Annotated in this window: 18 protein-coding genes; 6 read left to right on the top strand and 12 right to left on the bottom strand. The window is 34.5% G+C overall.

The annotated features are described in order from the left end of the window. Positions 1-16: 16 nt before the first annotated feature. Positions 17-865: an alpha/beta hydrolase family protein gene (locus EG358_RS17055; protein WP_076561096.1), complete on the top strand. Its 849-nt coding sequence runs from the start codon at positions 17-19 to the stop codon at positions 863-865. Positions 866-902: 37 nt separating this feature from the next. Here EG358_RS17055 and EG358_RS17050 read toward each other — a convergent pair whose 3' ends face one another. The 7 genes from EG358_RS17050 to EG358_RS17020 form a co-directional block, all read right to left on the bottom strand. Beyond that, positions 903-1730 (bottom strand): flavin reductase family protein, encoded by an 828-nt coding sequence (locus EG358_RS17050; protein WP_076561097.1) that lies wholly within the window; start codon positions 1728-1730, stop codon positions 903-905. 168 nt (positions 1731-1898) lie between these two features. Beyond that, positions 1899-3146: a fumarylacetoacetase gene (gene fahA, locus EG358_RS17045; RefSeq protein WP_076561098.1), complete on the bottom strand. Its 1248-nt coding sequence runs from the start codon at positions 3144-3146 to the stop codon at positions 1899-1901. A 44-nt stretch (positions 3147-3190) separates the two neighbouring features. Next, on the bottom strand, positions 3191-3670 hold the full coding sequence (locus EG358_RS17040; protein WP_076561099.1) for a hypothetical protein: 480 nt from the start codon (positions 3668-3670) through the stop codon (positions 3191-3193). 71 nt (positions 3671-3741) lie between these two features. Further along, positions 3742-4872, bottom strand: coding sequence for a 4-hydroxyphenylpyruvate dioxygenase (hppD, locus tag EG358_RS17035; RefSeq protein WP_076561100.1), 1131 nt, complete (start codon positions 4870-4872; stop codon positions 3742-3744). A gap of 229 nt (positions 4873-5101) precedes the next feature. Continuing rightward, complete coding sequence (locus tag EG358_RS17030; protein WP_076561101.1) at positions 5102-5884, bottom strand: hypothetical protein; 783 nt, start codon at positions 5882-5884, stop codon at positions 5102-5104. A gap of 112 nt (positions 5885-5996) precedes the next feature. Then, complete coding sequence (locus EG358_RS17025; protein WP_076561102.1) at positions 5997-7271, bottom strand: acetyl-CoA hydrolase/transferase family protein; 1275 nt, start codon at positions 7269-7271, stop codon at positions 5997-5999. A 202-nt stretch (positions 7272-7473) separates the two neighbouring features. Then, a complete protein-coding gene (locus EG358_RS17020) occupies positions 7474-8661 on the bottom strand; it encodes a homogentisate 1,2-dioxygenase (protein ID WP_076561103.1) in 1188 nt (395 codons plus the stop codon). Between the two features lie 122 nt (positions 8662-8783). Between EG358_RS17020 and EG358_RS17015 the strand changes: the two genes are divergently transcribed. Both EG358_RS17015 and EG358_RS17010 read left to right on the top strand, forming a co-directional pair. After that, on the top strand, positions 8784-10856 hold the full coding sequence (locus EG358_RS17015; protein WP_076561104.1) for a TonB-dependent receptor plug domain-containing protein: 2073 nt from the start codon (positions 8784-8786) through the stop codon (positions 10854-10856). A gap of 218 nt (positions 10857-11074) precedes the next feature. Beyond that, entirely contained in the window at positions 11075-11542 is a 468-nt protein-coding gene (locus tag EG358_RS17010; RefSeq protein ID WP_076561105.1) for a thioredoxin family protein, read from the top strand. A gap of 71 nt (positions 11543-11613) precedes the next feature. Here EG358_RS17010 and EG358_RS17005 read toward each other — a convergent pair whose 3' ends face one another. The 4 genes from EG358_RS17005 to EG358_RS16990 all read right to left on the bottom strand — a co-directional run bounded on the left by EG358_RS17005 (position 11614) and on the right by EG358_RS16990 (position 15412). Further along, positions 11614-12468, bottom strand: coding sequence for a glycine betaine ABC transporter substrate-binding protein (locus EG358_RS17005; protein ID WP_076561106.1), 855 nt, complete (start codon positions 12466-12468; stop codon positions 11614-11616). Then, positions 12465-13298: an ABC transporter permease gene (locus tag EG358_RS17000; protein ID WP_076561107.1), complete on the bottom strand. Its 834-nt coding sequence runs from the start codon at positions 13296-13298 to the stop codon at positions 12465-12467. The genes EG358_RS17005 and EG358_RS17000 overlap by 4 nt, the downstream gene beginning before the upstream one ends. 1 nt (position 13299) lies before the next feature. Then, positions 13300-14550 carry a quaternary amine ABC transporter ATP-binding protein gene (locus EG358_RS16995; protein ID WP_076561108.1) on the bottom strand — a complete coding sequence of 417 codons (1251 nt, stop codon included), beginning with the start codon at positions 14548-14550 and terminating at the stop codon, positions 13300-13302. A 496-nt stretch (positions 14551-15046) separates the two neighbouring features. Further along, complete coding sequence (locus EG358_RS16990) at positions 15047-15412, bottom strand: DUF1304 domain-containing protein (RefSeq protein WP_076561109.1); 366 nt, start codon at positions 15410-15412, stop codon at positions 15047-15049. Positions 15413-15476: 64 nt separating this feature from the next. On the opposite strand from EG358_RS16990, the gene EG358_RS16985 reads away from it, so the two are divergent. The 3 genes from EG358_RS16985 (at position 15477) to EG358_RS16975 (ending at position 16993) form a co-directional block, all read left to right on the top strand. Next, positions 15477-16049, top strand: a complete 573-nt coding sequence (locus EG358_RS16985) for a Crp/Fnr family transcriptional regulator (protein WP_076561110.1) — start codon at positions 15477-15479, stop codon at positions 16047-16049. Positions 16050-16112: 63 nt separating this feature from the next. Then, the gene (locus tag EG358_RS16980) at positions 16113-16544 is read left to right on the top strand and encodes a DoxX family protein (protein ID WP_076561111.1); all 432 of its coding nucleotides are present in this window, start codon (positions 16113-16115) and stop codon (positions 16542-16544) included. Positions 16545-16549: 5 nt separating this feature from the next. Next, entirely contained in the window at positions 16550-16993 is a 444-nt protein-coding gene (locus tag EG358_RS16975) for a carboxymuconolactone decarboxylase family protein (protein WP_076561112.1), read from the top strand. A 79-nt stretch (positions 16994-17072) separates the two neighbouring features. On the opposite strand, the gene EG358_RS16970 is transcribed toward EG358_RS16975, so the two are convergent. Further along, positions 17073-17582: a PPC domain-containing DNA-binding protein gene (locus EG358_RS16970; protein ID WP_076561113.1), complete on the bottom strand. Its 510-nt coding sequence runs from the start codon at positions 17580-17582 to the stop codon at positions 17073-17075. Positions 17583-17604 lie beyond the last annotated feature (22 nt).

The raw sequence follows: 17604 nt of genomic DNA, 5'->3' as shown, positions 1-17604 counted from the left end.
TTTTAGGTTTAAAAATATGAAAATCACAAAAAGTAAAAATATCATTCTCTCAAATCCGGAAACCAAAACGTTTTTAGCCGATGCTTTTTATGCTGAAACCGATAAGAAATTGCCTTTAGTGATTTTTGTGCACGGCTATAAAGGGTATAAAGATTGGGGAGCGTGGAATTTGATGGCAGAAAATTTTGCAGAAGCTGGTTTTTTCTTTGTTAAATTTAATTTTTCCCATAATGGAACTACTGTTGACAATCCTGAAAATTTTGCAGATCTGGAAGCATTCGGAAACAATAATTATTCGAAAGAACTTTCAGATTTAAATTTTGTGATAGATCATTTTGCTAAAGATTCAAAAATAGACAATCAGAAAATAGTTTTAATCGGGCATAGCCGCGGCGGTGGAATTTCTATTATTAAAACCTGTGAAGATGAAAGAATTAACGGGTTGGTTACTTTGGCAAGTGTAGATACTTTAGAAAGATTTCCTACAAAAGAAAAATTTGAAGAGTGGAAAGAAACTGGTGTGTATTATGTAGAAAATGGGAGAACGAAACAACAAATGCCGCATTATTACCAATTTTTTGAAGATTTTAAAAATGATGAGCACCGCTTCGATGTAGAGCGGTCAATGGAAATGGCAAAAGCACACGTTTTAATTATTCATGGGACTTCTGATGAAAGCGTAAGTGTAAAAAATGCTGAACATCTTCATATTTTAAATCCAACTTCTGAATTATATTTAATCGAAAATGCAAATCATACTTTTGGAGCAAAAGAACCTTGGGAAGAAGATGATTTACCAAAAGATCTGAAAGAAGTTGTAGAAAAATGTATTGAATTTGTTAATACTAAAATTGTAATTGACTAAAAAAGGAGTGAAAATTTTCACTCCTTTTAATTTGAATCTAAATTGATTTAATCAAAATTTTCCAGGCTTCTTCAATTTTACTTTCAAGTAAAAATTTCTGAGCTTCAAGATGAATTTTTTCATCATCATGACAGTTTTCAGAAGGTAAAACTTCCACATTGGCCAACATTCCCAAATCGTTTCCTGTAAAAATTTTGCTGTATTTTATAGAATCAGGAAGAAGATCAAAACCAATTCCTTTAGTTACTAATGGTTTTGGGACTTCAAAAAGATTATTTTCATTGTTTCTAGAATACCAGTTTCCTCCAAGGCGTGCAACCATATCCAGTTTTTTCTGATCCAGATTTCCTTCTTCATTCAGATATTCTTCTCTAATATGAATTTTCTGTACTTCACAAATAACCAAATTACCAGCGCCACCTTGATCTCCTAAAGATTTTACTTCTAAAACTTTACATTCAAAATTAACAGGACATTCTTCTATTAATTTTGGTTTAACCAGATCAGCATCTTTCATCGTCAAACCAGATTTAATAAATTCGTTAACTCCGTCACCATATTCTGTTGAAGCTAATGAAATCTGCTGTACGATCGGAAAGTTTACGGTTCCAATAACTACTTCAGAAGTTTCTAAAACATTTTCTAAAGTATGTTTTGTGGTATTGTCTCGCACTCTTCTCGATGGTGAAAAAATCAAAATCGGAGGAACGGTACTGAACATATTAAAGAAACTAAACGGCGACAAATTGCTTTCACCATTTTTATCAACCGTAGAAGCCAACGCAATCGGCCTCGGTGAAACAGCAGTCTGCATTATTGTTTGTAATTGTACAGGAGTTATTTCGGATGGGATTACTGTTTTCATTTTTATTATTTTACACTTAATTAGGCTTAAGTATTCAAATTATGTTAAAAAAAGATGCTTCGAATTCGCTCAGCATGACATTTCTAATACTAACTGTTTTGCAGAATGTTTTAGCGGTGTTATGCTGAGCCTGTCGAAGCATCTAAATATTCTTATTTAAAAATATAATTATTTAGTCGGAATAATTTTTCCAGAAACCTCACCGAAACCAACTCTCATTCCATCTTTTTCAGCCCAAGCTTTCATCGTTACAGTATCATTGTCATCGATGAATTTTCTTTCCTCACCATTGCTTAACGTAATCGGGTTTTGCCCTCTCCAAGTTAATTCCAGCATAGAGCCGAAAGATTTTGGATCACTTCCTGAAATCGTTCCGCTTGCGTACATATCACCAACTTCTACGTTACAGCCATTTACCGTGTGATGAGCCAGTTGCTGAGTCATGTTCCAGTACATGTGTTTGTAGTTGCTTTCAGAAATTAAGTTAGCTTCACCATTTTCAGGCTGTAAATAAACTTCTAAATTGATATCGTAATTTTTATCCCCTTCAAATTTTAAATAATCTAAAACTTCAGGATCTTGTGTTGGAGAAGTTGTTTTGAATGGTTCTAAAGCTTCCAGAGTAACTACCCAAGGAGAAACTGATGAGCCGAAATTTTTTGCCAAAAACGGTCCCAACGGAACATATTCCCAAGATTGGATGTCTCTTGCCGACCAGTCGTTGAAAACAACCATCCCGAAAATTGCGTCTTCAGCTTCTTTTGTAGAAATGCTTTCGCCCATTTCGGTGTTTTTGTTGACGATGAATGCTATTTCAAGCTCAAAATCTAATTGTTTGCATGGTCCGAAAACCGGTTTGTCTGCATCTGCAGGTTTCATCTGACCTTTCGGACGATTGATATCAGTTCCCGAAACAACGATTGATGAAGCTCTTCCGTGATAACCGACAGGCAAATGTTTCCAGTTTGGAAGTAATGCGTTTGCCGGATCTCTGAACATTTTTCCGACATTGGTAGCATGCTCAATGCTGCTGTAAAAATCGGTGTAATTTGGAATGTGAACAGGCATCATCATTTTTACCTGATCCAGATCGTAGAATGCTGCTTCTATCGTTTTTTCATCCTTAGATAAAATAGAACCTTCAAGTAATAACTCCTGTATTTTAAGACGTACGGCGTTGGTAACTGGTTTCCCAAGTTCGATAAATTCGTTTAAAGTGTAAGCTTCAAAAATATTGTCATCAAGACCTTCGATTTCTTCAAAATACGCTAAATCATATAGGGTTGCCAGATCTACGACCTGGTCTCCGATTCTTGTACAGCATCCAATGAATTCTTTATTGAAAACAGCTACTCCAAAAGGAATATTGTGGATTGAAAAGTCTGAATTTGATGAATATTCTACAAATGATTTCATAATTTTTGTAATTTAATTTAGATTAGAATAAATCAATAATGATTTTACTTTTTAGCTTTAATCTTTGGGTTAGAAAAAGATTCTTCATCGATCCATCTGTCTTTGTTGTTGACGTCGATAAGGTACAAAATACCATCCTGTCTGGTAAGTAACAGGGTTTTGGTAACCGGAATCGGAACTTTTTTGCCTTCGAGCAAATCTGCTCTCAGCGAAATGATGTTTTTTCGGCTTCTTATAATATCACCGGAAAATACATTAGAAGTACTTTCTCCGGTAGCTTTATCGTCAAATATTTCAACATAAGTAGCTTGCTGGCCTTTTATAACAATGAAATTTCTTTCTGTATGATCTGCCAGATCTTTAATGAGAACAAACTTCTTATTATCTATATTGACAGATTCCAGATTTTGATTAATACCTTTTCTCTCTTCAAGACGGGTAAGAATTCCGTTTAATGTTCCATATTGGGCTTTAAAGCCAAAAGTGGCTCCCAAAAAAAAGATTCCTATCAAAAGTTTTCTCATAATACTGTGTTTTATAAAAAAGTTTTGTCAAGATCTGCATCCTGACAAAACTCTGTATTTATTATTTTATATTAAAGATTTCCTCTTTTTTCCTGCTCTCTTTCTAATGCTTCGAACAATGCTTTGAAGTTACCTGCACCAAAACTTTGTGCACCGTGTCTTTCAATGATTTCGAAGAATAGAGTAGGACGGTCTTCTACAGGTTTTGTGAAGATCTGAAGCAGATATCCTTCCTCATCATGATCAATAAGTATACCTAAAGACTGAAGTTTTTTAAGATCTTCGTCAATGTGCCCAACTCTTTCAGGAACCAATTCGTAATAAGCTTCCGGCGGAGCTGAAAGAAATTCTACACCACGCTTTTTAAGCTCAGTTACTGTATGAATGATATCTTTTGTTGCCACAGCGATGTGCTGTACACCTTCACCTTCGTAGAAATCTAGATATTCTTCAACCTGAGATTTCTTTTTACCTTCTGCAGGCTCATTGATCGGGAATTTTGCGAAACCGTTACCGTTCGACATTACTTTAGACATCAAAGCAGAATATTCTGTGTTGATTTGCTTATCGTCAAAAGAAAGGATGTTTACAAATCCCATTACTTTTTCGTACCATTCAACGGTAGGAATCATTCTGTCCCAATCTACGTTTCCTACACAGTGGTCAACGTATAATAGACCAGCTTCTTCCGGTTGGTAAGCGCTTTCCCATTTTTCGTAACCAGGCATGAAAGGACCTGTATAATTTTTTCTTTCGATAAACATGTGAACAGTTTCTCCGTACGTGTAAATTCCTGACATTCTTACTTCACCGTGCTCATCAGTTAAAGTTACTGGCTCTAAATATGGTTTTCCACCTCTTTTTGTTGTTTCTTCGAAAGCAGAATAGGCATCATCTACCCAAAGTGCCAAAATTTTAACACCATCACCGTGTCTTTTTACATGCTCATTGATTGGAGAGTCAGACTTAAGACCTGTTGTAAGAATCAATCTGATTTTCCCCTGCTGTAGAACGTAAGATGCACGATCTCTTACACCTGTTTCAGGACCTGCATAAGCAACTGACTGAAAACCGAATGCGGTTTTATAATAATGTGCAGCCTGCTTAGCGTTACCTACATAAAATTCAATGTAATCTGTACCATTAATTGGTAAAAAATTCTCAGCTTGAGCAATTTTTTCGGCAAATGTTAGTGTTGACATATTTTCTATTTTTACTTTTATTTAACGGTTGCAAATTACAAAATTCCTGTAAATAATTAAAAACAAAATTGTTATGCAATCGATTGTCTTATTCGTAAGGAATATTAAAGTTTGTTTAAGTATGTTTAAGTTTATTGTTATTTTGTCATTTACTTTATATTTGTTAAAGATACAGGATGTTGAAAACAAAATTATTTCAAACAAAGAAAGCCGTAATTATTTACGGCTTTTACTTTTTATTATTTAACCTTCCCGCATCGGGATTATAATTATCCCATATTTTCCACTCATTATTTATTTTGCGGATAAAATAAATTTGTGTGTTGAGCTGGTTGACAAAGTGCTCTTCTCCGGTTTCTCCTACCTTGAAGAGAAGATTCCAAAATTCCTGGGTCTCAAGAATCTTTTTATCGGGATCGTCTGTTATAATGTTCACATCAAATATTTCAAAATTTGAACGATTGTTTTTAGTGACAAGTTCAAACTGTTTTTCACAAAGTTCTTTACTGAACGCTGATGCTCTTTCAAGAAACGGAGAATTGTCAAATACCCAATCCTCGAATAAGTCTAATTTTAATGTGGGGAAATTTTTATATAATTTGAAAACGGCTTCGCAATACTGATAAACAATATCTGTTGAAAAAACATCGCTGCTTGCTTTTTCTTCGAGTATCTTGTTTTCTTTAATATCATGAATGTATGAGTTGAGATCTTTGAACCCCAAAAAGATGCATATTTTATCAAGTGTTTTTAAAAAACGCAAATCATTGTGGGTTTTATCTTGATAATCATTTTCGAAAAAACGCTGTAAGGTGATGTGTGAAATTGTATTTCCTAACTCAAATATTTTATCATTTTTGAGTTCTTCAGATGAAGCTAATTCTTCTTTAATGATTTCTGACAGAATGATGTAATGACTTCTTTTCCATTCCCCTACTGTTCCTAAAACTGAATCTTTAATTTTTGGATGCTTGGCAACCTTTTCTTTTATAGAATTATAAATCGTCTTCATTAATGTAATATTTAAACAACAAAAGTTTTTGACAAAGGATTGCCAAAAACTTCATGGTTATTTAACTAATGTAAGAACTTTTTTTGTTTGAAAAGCTATGTTTTTTATTTTTTTAATGTTTAAACCTCTCATAAGCTGCTCTTTCCAGCATTTCCCGGTCATCAGGATGTGCAATGCTGATTAATTCTTGTGCTCGCTGACGAAGATTTTTACCGTATAAATAAGCCGTTCCGTATTCGGTTACCACCCAATGAATATGGCCTCGTGTCGTCACTACTCCGGCTCCCTGTTTTAAAAAAGGTACAATTCTGGAAACTCCTCTTTTTGTTCTTGAGGTAATGGCAATAATTGGTTTTCCGTCTTCGCTTAATGCAGCTCCTCTCATGAAATCCATTTGTCCGCCAATTCCGCTGTATTGCATTGTTCCGATAGAATCTGCACAAACTTGTCCGGTTAAGTCGATTTCGATAGCCGAATTGATAGCAACCATTTTTTTGTTTCTCATAATATTAATCGGGAAATTAACATTACTTACATCATCAAATGAAAAAACGGTATTATCATCTACGTAATCATATAATTTTCTCGTTCCGAAACAGAAACTCGTAATGGTTTTGTTATCGTTGTAGCCTTTATATTTATTATTGATGACATCGTTTTGAATCAAATCGATCACTCCATCACTTAACATTTCGGTGTGAACACCCAAGTCTTTGTGATTTCCGAGACATTTTAAAACCGCATCCGGAATGGTTCCGATTCCCATCTGAAGAGTTGATCTGTCATCAATAAGTTCGGCAACATTTTTTCCAACCAGCATTTCATCGGGACCTACTTTAGCACCGTAATCAACGGTTGGAAGTTCTTCCTCATGCCAAACCAGTTTATTAATTTTACTGATATGGATCATTCCGTCACCATGAGTTCTCGGCATCAAAGGATTTACGATAGCGACAATAGTTTGAGCGGTGTCTACAGCTGCTCGTGCAATATCCACAGAGGTTCCCAATGTACAGAAACCATGTTTGTCTGGCGGAGATACAGTGATGAAAGCTACATCAAGCGGTAAAATATTTTTTCTGAAAAGAATTGGGATTTCACTTAAAAATACAGGTACAAAATCTCCTCTGTCAGAATTCACGGCATCACGCACCGGCGTTGAAACAAATAATGAGTTCACAAAAAATTTGTCTTTGTATTCTGGTTTGGCAATTTCTACATTTCCCTGTTGGGTAATAGAAACCATTTCTACGTTATCAAGTCGGTGAGACTGTCTTGCCAATTCGTCAATTAAATGATTCGGAGTACATGCGCTGCCGTGAAAAAACACGCGGTTTCCGCTCTTTACAGTATATACAGCTTCTTCTGCACTTATATAATTGTACATTTTCTAAAATTTTACAGTTATAATTCTACGGTTTTCGTTGATTGTTTAAAGTTACTTCATATTGTTAGCACCGGAAATAAATAAGAGAAAATATTTATCATGTTTTAGTGAAATTACTAAAAATAAAGGACTGAATGTGTAAATCCAGTCCTCAATTTTTTTTAACAAGTTTAGAGCTTAAAGCTAATTGCCAAAAGCTGTATTATTCCTGCGAACGATCTTCCAGACTATGATCTTCGCTTTCCAGCCAAGAAGTTTTATAAGAAGGATCTTCCACTTTCATTGCCTCTTCGGTAATTTTTAAAGGACGGAAAGGGTCTACCATTACAGCATATTCTTCAGTGAATTTTTTACCGATGCTTCTTTCCATTGCTCCGGGATGAGGCCCGTGAACGATTCCTCCAGGGTGAAGTGTAAAATCCATTAAATCAATATGATTACGGCTCATAAAATCACCTTCTGTGTAGAATAAAACTTCGTCAGAATCAATATTCGAGTGGTTATAAGGTGCAGGAATTGCCATCGGATGATAATCATACATTCTTGCACAAAACGAACAAACTACAAAATTATGTGCCTCAAAAGTCTGGTGAACTGGCGGCGGTTGGTGTATTCTTCCTGTAATCGGTTCGAAATTTTTGATATTAAATTTATAAGGATAAAAATAACCATCCCAACCTACAACATCAAATGGATGCGTTGCATAAATGAAATCGGTAATCTGGTTTTCTTTTTTTACTTTAATTAAAAATTCTCCTTTTTCGTCTTTGGGCTCAATAAAAGTAGGCGCGATGATGTCTCTTTCGCAAAATGGAGAATGTTCCAAAAGTTGTCCGAATTCGTTTCTGTATCTTTTTGGAGTGTAAATCGGTGAGTGGCTTTCAACTACGAAAAATACGGTGTCTTCAGACTGTAATTCAACCTGATAAATTGTTCCTCTCGGAATGATCAGATAATCGCCAAAAGAAAATTCAAGATTTCCAACAAAAGTTTTCAAAATACCGCTTCCGTTGTGAACATATAAAAGCTCATCACATTCGGCGTTTTTGTAAAAATAATCCATTGATTTCCTTGGTTTTGCCAATCCCATTTTGAGATCATTGTTCACCAAAAGAAATTTTCGGCTGTCCATAAAATCGTCTTCGGGAGTGACATTCATTCCTTTAAACATTCTTGGAGTCACGTTTTTGTCTACGGCAATTTTCGGAGTCACATCTTTAGGTTCGCCAATCGATTTTATTTGAGTGGGGCGATGAGTGTGATATAGCAAAGAAGAAATTCCATGAAAACCTTCCGTTCCGAAAAGCTGTTCGTAATAGAATTTATCTTCTGGAGATTTGAAAACTGTATGCCTTTTTTGAGGGATATTTCCCGACTGATGGTATCTCATTTTACTTTTATATGTTGAATCTCAAATTTAATATTTTTTAATGAATTGAAATTAAAAACAAATTTTATTTAAGTTTTGTTGTTCTAAAAATAAATGTTAGTTTTGTCTAACAATTTTATTTCATGAAACGAATATTACTTTCTGCCGTTTTACTATCATCATTTTGTTTTGCTCAGAAAACAGACAGTTTAGGTTTGAATAGAACTCAAAAAACCGATTCTGTTAAAGTTTCTGAGAAAAAAGAAATGAGAACAAATGATATCGAAGATGTTGTAATTACCGGAACCATAAAACCAATTAGCAGGTCGAAAAGTCCGGTTGCTGTAGAAATTTACAGTCAGAAATTTTTTCAAAAAAATCCGACTCCAAATGTTTTTGAAGCGATTGCAATGGTAAATGGTGTAAAACCTCAGCTGAATTGCTCGGTTTGTAACACGGGAGATATTCACATCAACGGTTTGGAAGGGCCTTACACGATGATTCTGATTGATGGAATGCCAATTGTAAGTTCACTTTCCACAGTGTATGGTTTGAGTGGAATTCCAAATAGTTTAATTGACAGAATTGAAGTGGTAAAAGGTCCGGCTTCGTCACTTTACGGATCTGAAGCGATGGGCGGAGTTATCAATATTATCACAAAAAATGCTTTGACAGCTCCGAAATTGAGTATTGATCTGATGACAACAAGCTGGGCAGAAAATAATGTCGATTTGTCTACGAAATTTAATGTATCTGAAAATATAGCTTCACTTTTAAGTTTAAATTATTTTAATTCAACCAAAAGATTTGATGAAAATAGAGACAATTTTACTGATGCAGCATTACAAAACACAATTTCAGTTTTCAATAAATGGAATTTTAAAAGAAAGGAAAACCGACAGGCAAGTTTTGCATTAAGGTATTTATATGAAGACCGTTTTGGCGGAGAAATGCAGTGGAATAAATCGTATCGTGGAAGTGATGAGGTGTATGGTGAAAGTATTTACACAAATCGGGTAGAAGCTTTTGGAGCCTATCAATGGCCGATGAAAGAAAATATTGTGACGCAGTTTTCTTACAATTTTCACGATCAAAACTCTTTTTACGGAACCAATCCTTTTGAGGCGACTCAAAAAGTAGCCTTTGCTCAAACGTATTGGGACAAAAAACTAGGAAATCATGATTTGATTTTAGGCGTTACTTTCAAAAGAACTTTTTATGATGACAACACGCCCGGAACTTTATCCAGCGATGGATTGACCAACGAACCGATGAAATCACCGATTTTAGGAGCTTTTATTCAGGATCAATGGGAAATTAATCATAAAAATACTTTGTTGTTAGGATACCGATTTGATTATGATAAAATACATCACGCTGTGCATTCGCCTCGTTTTGCATGGAAATTTTCTCCGAATCCTTATCATACTTTGCGCTTCAATTTCGGAACGGGTTTCAGGGTTGTCAATTTATTTACAGAAGATCATGCAGCGTTGACGGGCTCTCGAGATGTTGTAATCCAGTCTAATTTAAAACCGGAAAAATCAGTTAACGGAAATCTGAATTATGTCTGGAAAATTCCTGTTGGTGACAAGTTGATTAATTTGGATACTTCTGCGTTTTATACTTATTTCAGCAATAAAATTGTCGGAGATTTTGATACGGATCCTGAGAAGATTATTTATGATAATCTTAATGGTTACGGAATTTCAAGAGGTGCTTCGATGAATGTAGATTATAGTTTTAATTTTCCGTTAAGTGTAAATCTTGGGGTCACCTATTTGGATGTGTATCAAAAATTTGATGGTGAAACTGAAAAATCCCAACAACTTCATGCCCCAAAATGGAGTGGAACATACAGCCTGACGTATAAATTTCCGAGTAATTTAACAATTGATTTTACAGGACAATTCTACGGATCGATGCGATTGCCGGTTTTACCAAACGATTACCGATCTGAATATTCACCGTTCTATAATCTTGCCAATATTCAGGTTTCGAAAAGCTTCAAATCGGGATTTGAAGTGTATTGTGGAATTAAAAATCTGTTCAATTTCACACCAAAAGATCCATTGATGCGACCTTTTGATCCGTTTGATAAAAATGTTGACGACCCAATCTCTAATCCGAATCGTTATACTTTTGATACCACGTATGGATATGCTCCGATGCAGAAAATCAGAGGTTTTTTAGGCGTGAAATATATTTTAAAGTAAGATTGATCTGTATATGTTTTAACGCAAAGATTTATTTTTTAGATATAAATATTTAAGGAGCAAAGATGAATCAACAAGTGATTTGATTAAGCTATATTTTCAAGCTTAGCGAAGCAAATTTATTTGCCTTTGCCTTTGCCTCTTAAAATAATATGCTATCCTAAATAAATCTTTGCGTCAAATGAATTCTGAAATAATGAAGGTTAAAAATTTGATAAATGAAAAACCTAACGATATTTTTATTTTTAATGTTAGTGCCGAGTTTTTGTCTTTCACAGATAAAAACAGGCACTTTTTCGGATTGGGAAATTCAGCAACAGAAAAAAGTAAAACGTACAATTATTCATATTTATACCGATTGGTGTGCGGTCTGCAAAATCGAATCTTTTCATTTAAATAAAGACAAAGAATTGGTCGAAATGATGAATGATAATTTTTATTTCATCAATTTTGAAGCTGAAAAAACAAAAGAAAAAATCAACTTTCAGGGAAAAGAATTCAGCTATTTACCCAACGGGAACTCTGGAATTCATGAGCTGGCTTTAGCTTTATCTCAAAATCAAACTCAACCCGTTTATCCGTTGTGGATTATTTTAAATGAAAACCAGGAACTTATTTATTATCATGAAGGGCAATTCAAACCTGAAAAAATGAAACAGAAATTGTTGGAGATTTTAGCTTTGTAATCTTTTATATCAACAAAAAATCCCCAAGCTTAAAAGCTGAAGATTATATCTGTACAGAAAATAGAATAAAATCAATTTTTATCCAGCCAGGAATTCACAAGCGTAGGATGAGCCTTCACCCATTGCTTAGCCGTAGATTCTTTGTCTTTGCTGTTTTCCATTTTAGTCAAAAGATCGGTCATGGTTTGGTCATCAAAATACATCTTAGAAAAGAATTTTATCAATTCAGGATGGTCTTCTCCAAAGCTTTTTCTGCTGTAGGTTTTGATTTTTTCTGCTTCTCCAAATGTTTTTTTCGGGTCTTCTAAAAATTTAAGTTTCATTTTACCAAACATCCAGTGAGGTTGCCATGCTGCTGCAACAATCCATTCCTTACGTTTTATTGCATTTTGAAGCTCGGTAATCATGGCAATTGTAGAAGAATTGATCTGTCGATAATTCAATTTGTAATCAACGATAGCTCGGTCTGTTGCAGAGGTTAATCCTGCTCCTTTTTCGATACCGATGATTCTGTGCTTAAATTTCTCCTCATATTTCGGCAATTCTTCAATAGAATTTATAGGTACATAATCAGGAACTACCAAACCAATTTTTCCGTTGTCGTAATTTGTTCCAATGTTCATCAGCTCCGGAAATTTAGCTATTTTATTTGCGTGAGTGTAAGGTAGCCAAACTCCCAGAAAGAGGTCTGTGTCTTCGTTATTCATAGAAGCGAGAATCATATCTGTGGAAGCTTTTTGAATCACAACATGATATCCCTTTTCATCCAAAATAGCTTTTACAACGTGTGTCATTGCAACATCTTCTGCCCAGCCATCTACCATTCCGATGTTGATGTATTTGGAATTTTTTAAGTTTTTACAAGAAATAAATATTCCAAAAATAATAACAGAAGTAATTAATAATAAATAATTTATTCTTTTCATTTTGCTGTTTTTTTCTTTACAAATCCCTGAGTAATCCGGTCGAGAATAATGGCTAAAATCACGACAGATAAACCGCTTTCAAATCCTAAACCGATATCCAGATTATTAATTCCTTCCAAAACTTTTTCACCCAAACCGCCTGCCGCAATCATTCCGGCGATTACAACCATTGATAATGATAATAAAATAGTTTGATTGATTCCTGCCAAAATAGTGTTGGTTGCCAAAGGAAGTTCTACTTTAAATAAGATCTGTCGATTGGTGGCTCCGAAAGCTCGGGCTGCTTCTACGATATCTTTAGGAACAGATTCAATTCCCAAAGTCGTTAAACGTACTGCAGGTGGCATAGCAAAAATAATCGTTGCAAATGCACCAGGAACTTTACCGATACTGAAAAATAATACAGCAGGAATTAAGTAAACAAAAGCAGGCATGGTCTGCATTAAATCTAATAACGGACGAATAATTTTTGCCGCAAATTGATTTTTTGCCGCCCATATTCCGAGTGGGACAGACAGAATTAATGCGGTAAGTGTTGCAACAAAAATAAGTGCTAATGTTTCCATGGTTTCTTTCCAGAATCCCATCAAAAATATTAAAGTAAGTCCGGCTGCCGTCATAATTGCGGTTCCTTTTCCTGCTTTCCATAAAGCTAATAATGTGAAAAGTAGAATGATGATGTAAAAAGGCGTGTTGACTAAAGCCCATTCAATTCCTAAGATTGAAGAGTTACCGACATTTTTTATGACATCAAATACAGGTTTTGCGTTATCTGTAAGCCAATTGATAGCGGTTTCTACATATTGGCCAATATCTATAGTTTTATTCATCTTATTGGTTGTTTGCGATTTCTTTTAATTCTATAATCTCTTCTTCATTAAACTTGGTAGCCTCGATAATGAGTGACAATTGAGTGACAAGGCCTAAAAATTTATTGGTTTCATCAACCACAGCAATTGCTGATTTGCTTCCCGAAATCAAAGGCAGCATTTCTTCGACGGTGGCTTCCGGATATACCGACGGAACATTACTATTAATCACAGATTCAACAGTTGGTTCTTTTTTCTTTGCGATTTGAACAATATCACTAAGCGTTACAAAACCCAGAAATTTATTTTGAAAATCTACAACTGGTAAATTTTCCAGACCTGTCGTTCTCATTTTTCTAAGAGCACCTTCGGGACCATCTTTTCTGAAACGAACAACAGTTGGCTTATCGAACATTAAAGATTTCGCTGTAATAATCGTTTTACGGTCAACTTTTTCTACAAAAGCTTTCACATAATCGCTCGCCGGATTGGTTAAGATGTCTTCTGCAGTTCCTATTTGTTCGATGACACCGTCTTTCATAATGACAATTCGGTCTCCGATTTTAATGGCTTCATCCAAATCGTGAGTAATAAAGACGATAGTTTTCTGTAAAGTTTCCTGTAATTCTAGCAGCTGATCCTGCATTTCAGATTTTATCAACGGATCGAGAGCTGAGAAAGCTTCGTCCATCAACAAAACTTCGGGATTGTTTGCTAGAGCTCTTGCTAAGCCGACTCTTTGCTGCATACCTCCGGATAACTGTGAAGGTAATTGATTTTCGAAACCATTTAAACCTACAATGTCTAATGCTTTTTGCGCTTTTTCTTCACGAATGGCTTTGCTTTCTCCCCGTATTTCAAGTCCGAAAGCAGCATTGCTTAAAACAGTATGATGAGGTAGTAATCCGAATTTCTGAAACACCATACTCATTTCCGTTCTTCTTACTTCAAGAAGATCTTTGTTGTTTTTATCGGTAATATTATCGTTATTGATATATACTTTTCCTGCAGTCGGTTCATTCAGTCTGTTCAGACAACGCAGTAAAGTTGATTTTCCACTTCCTGAAAGTCCCATAATGACAAAAAATTCACCTTCATAGATTTCGAAGCTGGCTTTGTTGATTCCAACGGTGCATCCTGTTTTTTCAAGAATCTCTTTTTTAGAAAAACCTTTATCCAGAAGTTCTAGCGCCTTTTCTTTATTTTTTCCGAAAATGATCGTGAGATCTTCAACTTTAAGTTTTACTTTTCGATTAGTATCAATTGTATCCATATTCAGAGTTTGTTAATGTATTTGAAATAAGAAATTGAAACAATGCTGCTTTAATGAATGTACATACAAGCAAAATGTTTAGTATAAATTTTTATAATCACATTGAATCACAAAATATATACAAAAACATATCCACTTTGTGATTATGTTAACTGTTTCAAAAGGTTTTATTTTGACAAAGAATGTATTACGTCAAAAAAAGAAATCAATCTTTTTTAAATTGAATCAAAGAATAATTATCATCACGATAATTAAAGATATTTGCCAGAACAACTTTAATTTATAATCATGCTAAAAGCATAAAAAAAGCTGTACATCAATTTCTTATGACGGTGCAAATTTACGGATTTTATATTTAAACGAAATTTAAGGATGTAATGTATTGAATTATAGGTGATTGTTTTTTTTTTTTTTTTATTTTTTGCTTAAAAAAGTGAATTTAAAAATAAATGATAGAAAAAATTGTGTTCTCAATAATAAGTATTTTTGAACTAAATTATTTCAAAAGCACAGCAACAATCGCCAAAATTGCCGGCAAAGCCTGAACGAAAAAAATCTTCTTTGTTGCTGAAATGGCGCCGTAAATTCCTGCAATCGCTACACAGCTCAAGAAAAATAATGCAATATTGGTTTGCCATTTTTCATCTTCTATAAAAAAAGACCAGATCAATCCTGCTGCCAAAAACCCGTTGTACAATCCCTGATTGGCGGCCAACCCTTTTGTGGGTTTAAACATTTCGGGTGGTAAAGCTGCTTTGAAAACTTCTTTCCCTTTGGTTTCCCATGCAAACATTTCCATCCAAAGAATGTAAAGGTGTTCTAATGCGACAACTGCGATTAAGATTTTGGCAACGATTTCCATGATTTATTGTTTGTTATTGTAAAACTAAAAAAATAAAGTTAAGTTTGGTTACATAATTTCAAAAATGGAAACTTTCAAAGCACATTTAGATAAATTTATTACAATCAGTGATGAAGAATTTACTTCGATATTTTCTTTCTTTCAGGTTTTGGAAGTGAAGAAGAAAGAGAATTTGATGCTTGAAGGTGATCTTTGCAAATTCAAATATTTTGTTTTAAAAGGCTGTCTGAGAAAATTTTTCGTGAATGAAAAAGGGGTGGAACAAACCACAGAATTTGCCATCGAAAACTGGTGGATTTCTGATACTTTTGCTTTTGAAAAACAAGTGAAAACAGATTTTAATATTCAGTCTGTTGAGCATTCTACGATTTTAGCGATTGATTTCCAATCTCAGGAACTGTTGCTTCAAAAACATCCGGTGATGGAACGTTATTTTAGAATGGTTTACCAAACCGCTTATGCAGCTGCCGAAAAAAGAATTCGCTATATTTATGAGATGACGAAGGAAGAATATTATGTGCATTTCAGCACTCTGTATCCTTGGTTTATCCAAAGAATTCCACAATATTTACTGGCTTCTTTTTTAGGTTTTACCCCGGAATATTTAAGTGAAATAAGAGCAAAATTACGTTCTTAAACCAGTTTAAGATTTTTACAATTCCTAATTCGCAACTTTGTCCTGTTCATAAAAACAAATGCAATGACAGGCAAAGATTCCATATTTCCACAGTTATTTTTAAGGTTAGCGATTTCGATGACGATGCTTTCTGCAGTGGCAGACAGATTCGGTTTGTGGGGTGACAACTCAGCTTGGGGAAACTGGGAAAACTTTGAAAAGTATACCCAACAATTGACGTTTTTTCTACCCGAAATGTTAAGCACATTTTCTGCTTATGCCGCTACATTTTTTGAAATACTTTTTCCATTGATGTTGATTTTAGGGTTTAAAACAAAAATAGCAGCTTACGGATCCGGATTTTTACTGCTTGTTTTCGCTTTATCAATGGCCATTGCTTTAGGAATAAAAGCACCTTTAGATTATTCGGTTTGGGTAGGAAGCGCGGCGGCTTTTTTATTGGCAACACAAAAAGAATTTTATTTTTCATTAGATACATTAACTAAAAAATCATAAACGTTATGAGTGCAAGAATCAACATGGCAACTGCAGATGCTGCCGCTTACAAAGCAATGATGGGATTGGAAGGATATCTTCAAACCATTTCTTTAAACCATATTCAGAAAGAATTGATCAAGATCAGAGCGTCGCAAATCAACGGATGTGCTTTCTGTCTGGATATGCATACAAAAGACGCAATGAAATATGGTGAAACTCCTCAAAGAATTTATCTTCTAAACGCATGGAGAGAAGCGTTGGAACTTTATACAGAAGAGGAACAAGTGCTTTTGGCAATGACGGAAGAAATTACTTTGATCAGCCAAAAAGGTCTGACTGAAGAAACGTATTATAAAGCTAAACAATTGTTTGATGAAGCTCAGATTCCTCAAATTATTATGGCAATTGTCACCATAAATGCTTGGAACAGAATTGCAATTTCTACCCATTTGCCGATTGCAAAGTAAATTTTAGATTTATTTAAAATAACTAATAAAAATCGCTTCCCAATTATTGAGAAGCGATTTTCCTTTGAAGGAATTAATTTTACTGTTTGCAATTGAGCTGCAGAACATTTGCATTTAAAGGCTGTTCGATTTTTCGATCTAATTTTTGATCATTCAAAGTTACATACACTTCCATAGAACCTGTTCCGACATGCAGAGACAAAATGTGTCCGCCAAAAGCATTGAATTGATCATCAGTCGCTACACCGTGAACGTGAATTGACGGACCTTTTTCGTTCCATGCGATTGAACCCGTCAAATTTCCCATTTCCACTTTACTGAATGTTTTAGGATTAAATTTTTTAGCATTAAAATCATAAAATCCAAAAGTTACTTCTGATGCAAAGCCAATTCCCGTGAAGCTTGCAGACGAAATATTTTCTGTTTTCGCCAGATTTTCAATATTGGAAATTACGTCATCACCTTGTCGCAATACCATCAGATAACCTGTCGGCGTTTTGATGTAACGACAATTGTCTTTTTGTTGTGCTGAAAAAGTATTCGTAATTAAAACTGTAAATAGTAATATAATAGTTTTTAATGCCTTCATAATCAATTGAATTTAAATTTTT

Origin of the sequence: Chryseobacterium indoltheticum (genome assembly GCF_003815915.1) — a bacterium.
Classification (GTDB): Bacteria; Bacteroidota; Bacteroidia; order Flavobacteriales; family Weeksellaceae; genus Chryseobacterium; species Chryseobacterium indoltheticum.
Note: the sequence above shows the minus strand (reverse complement) of the source record. Positions and strands in the feature narration are given on the sequence as shown.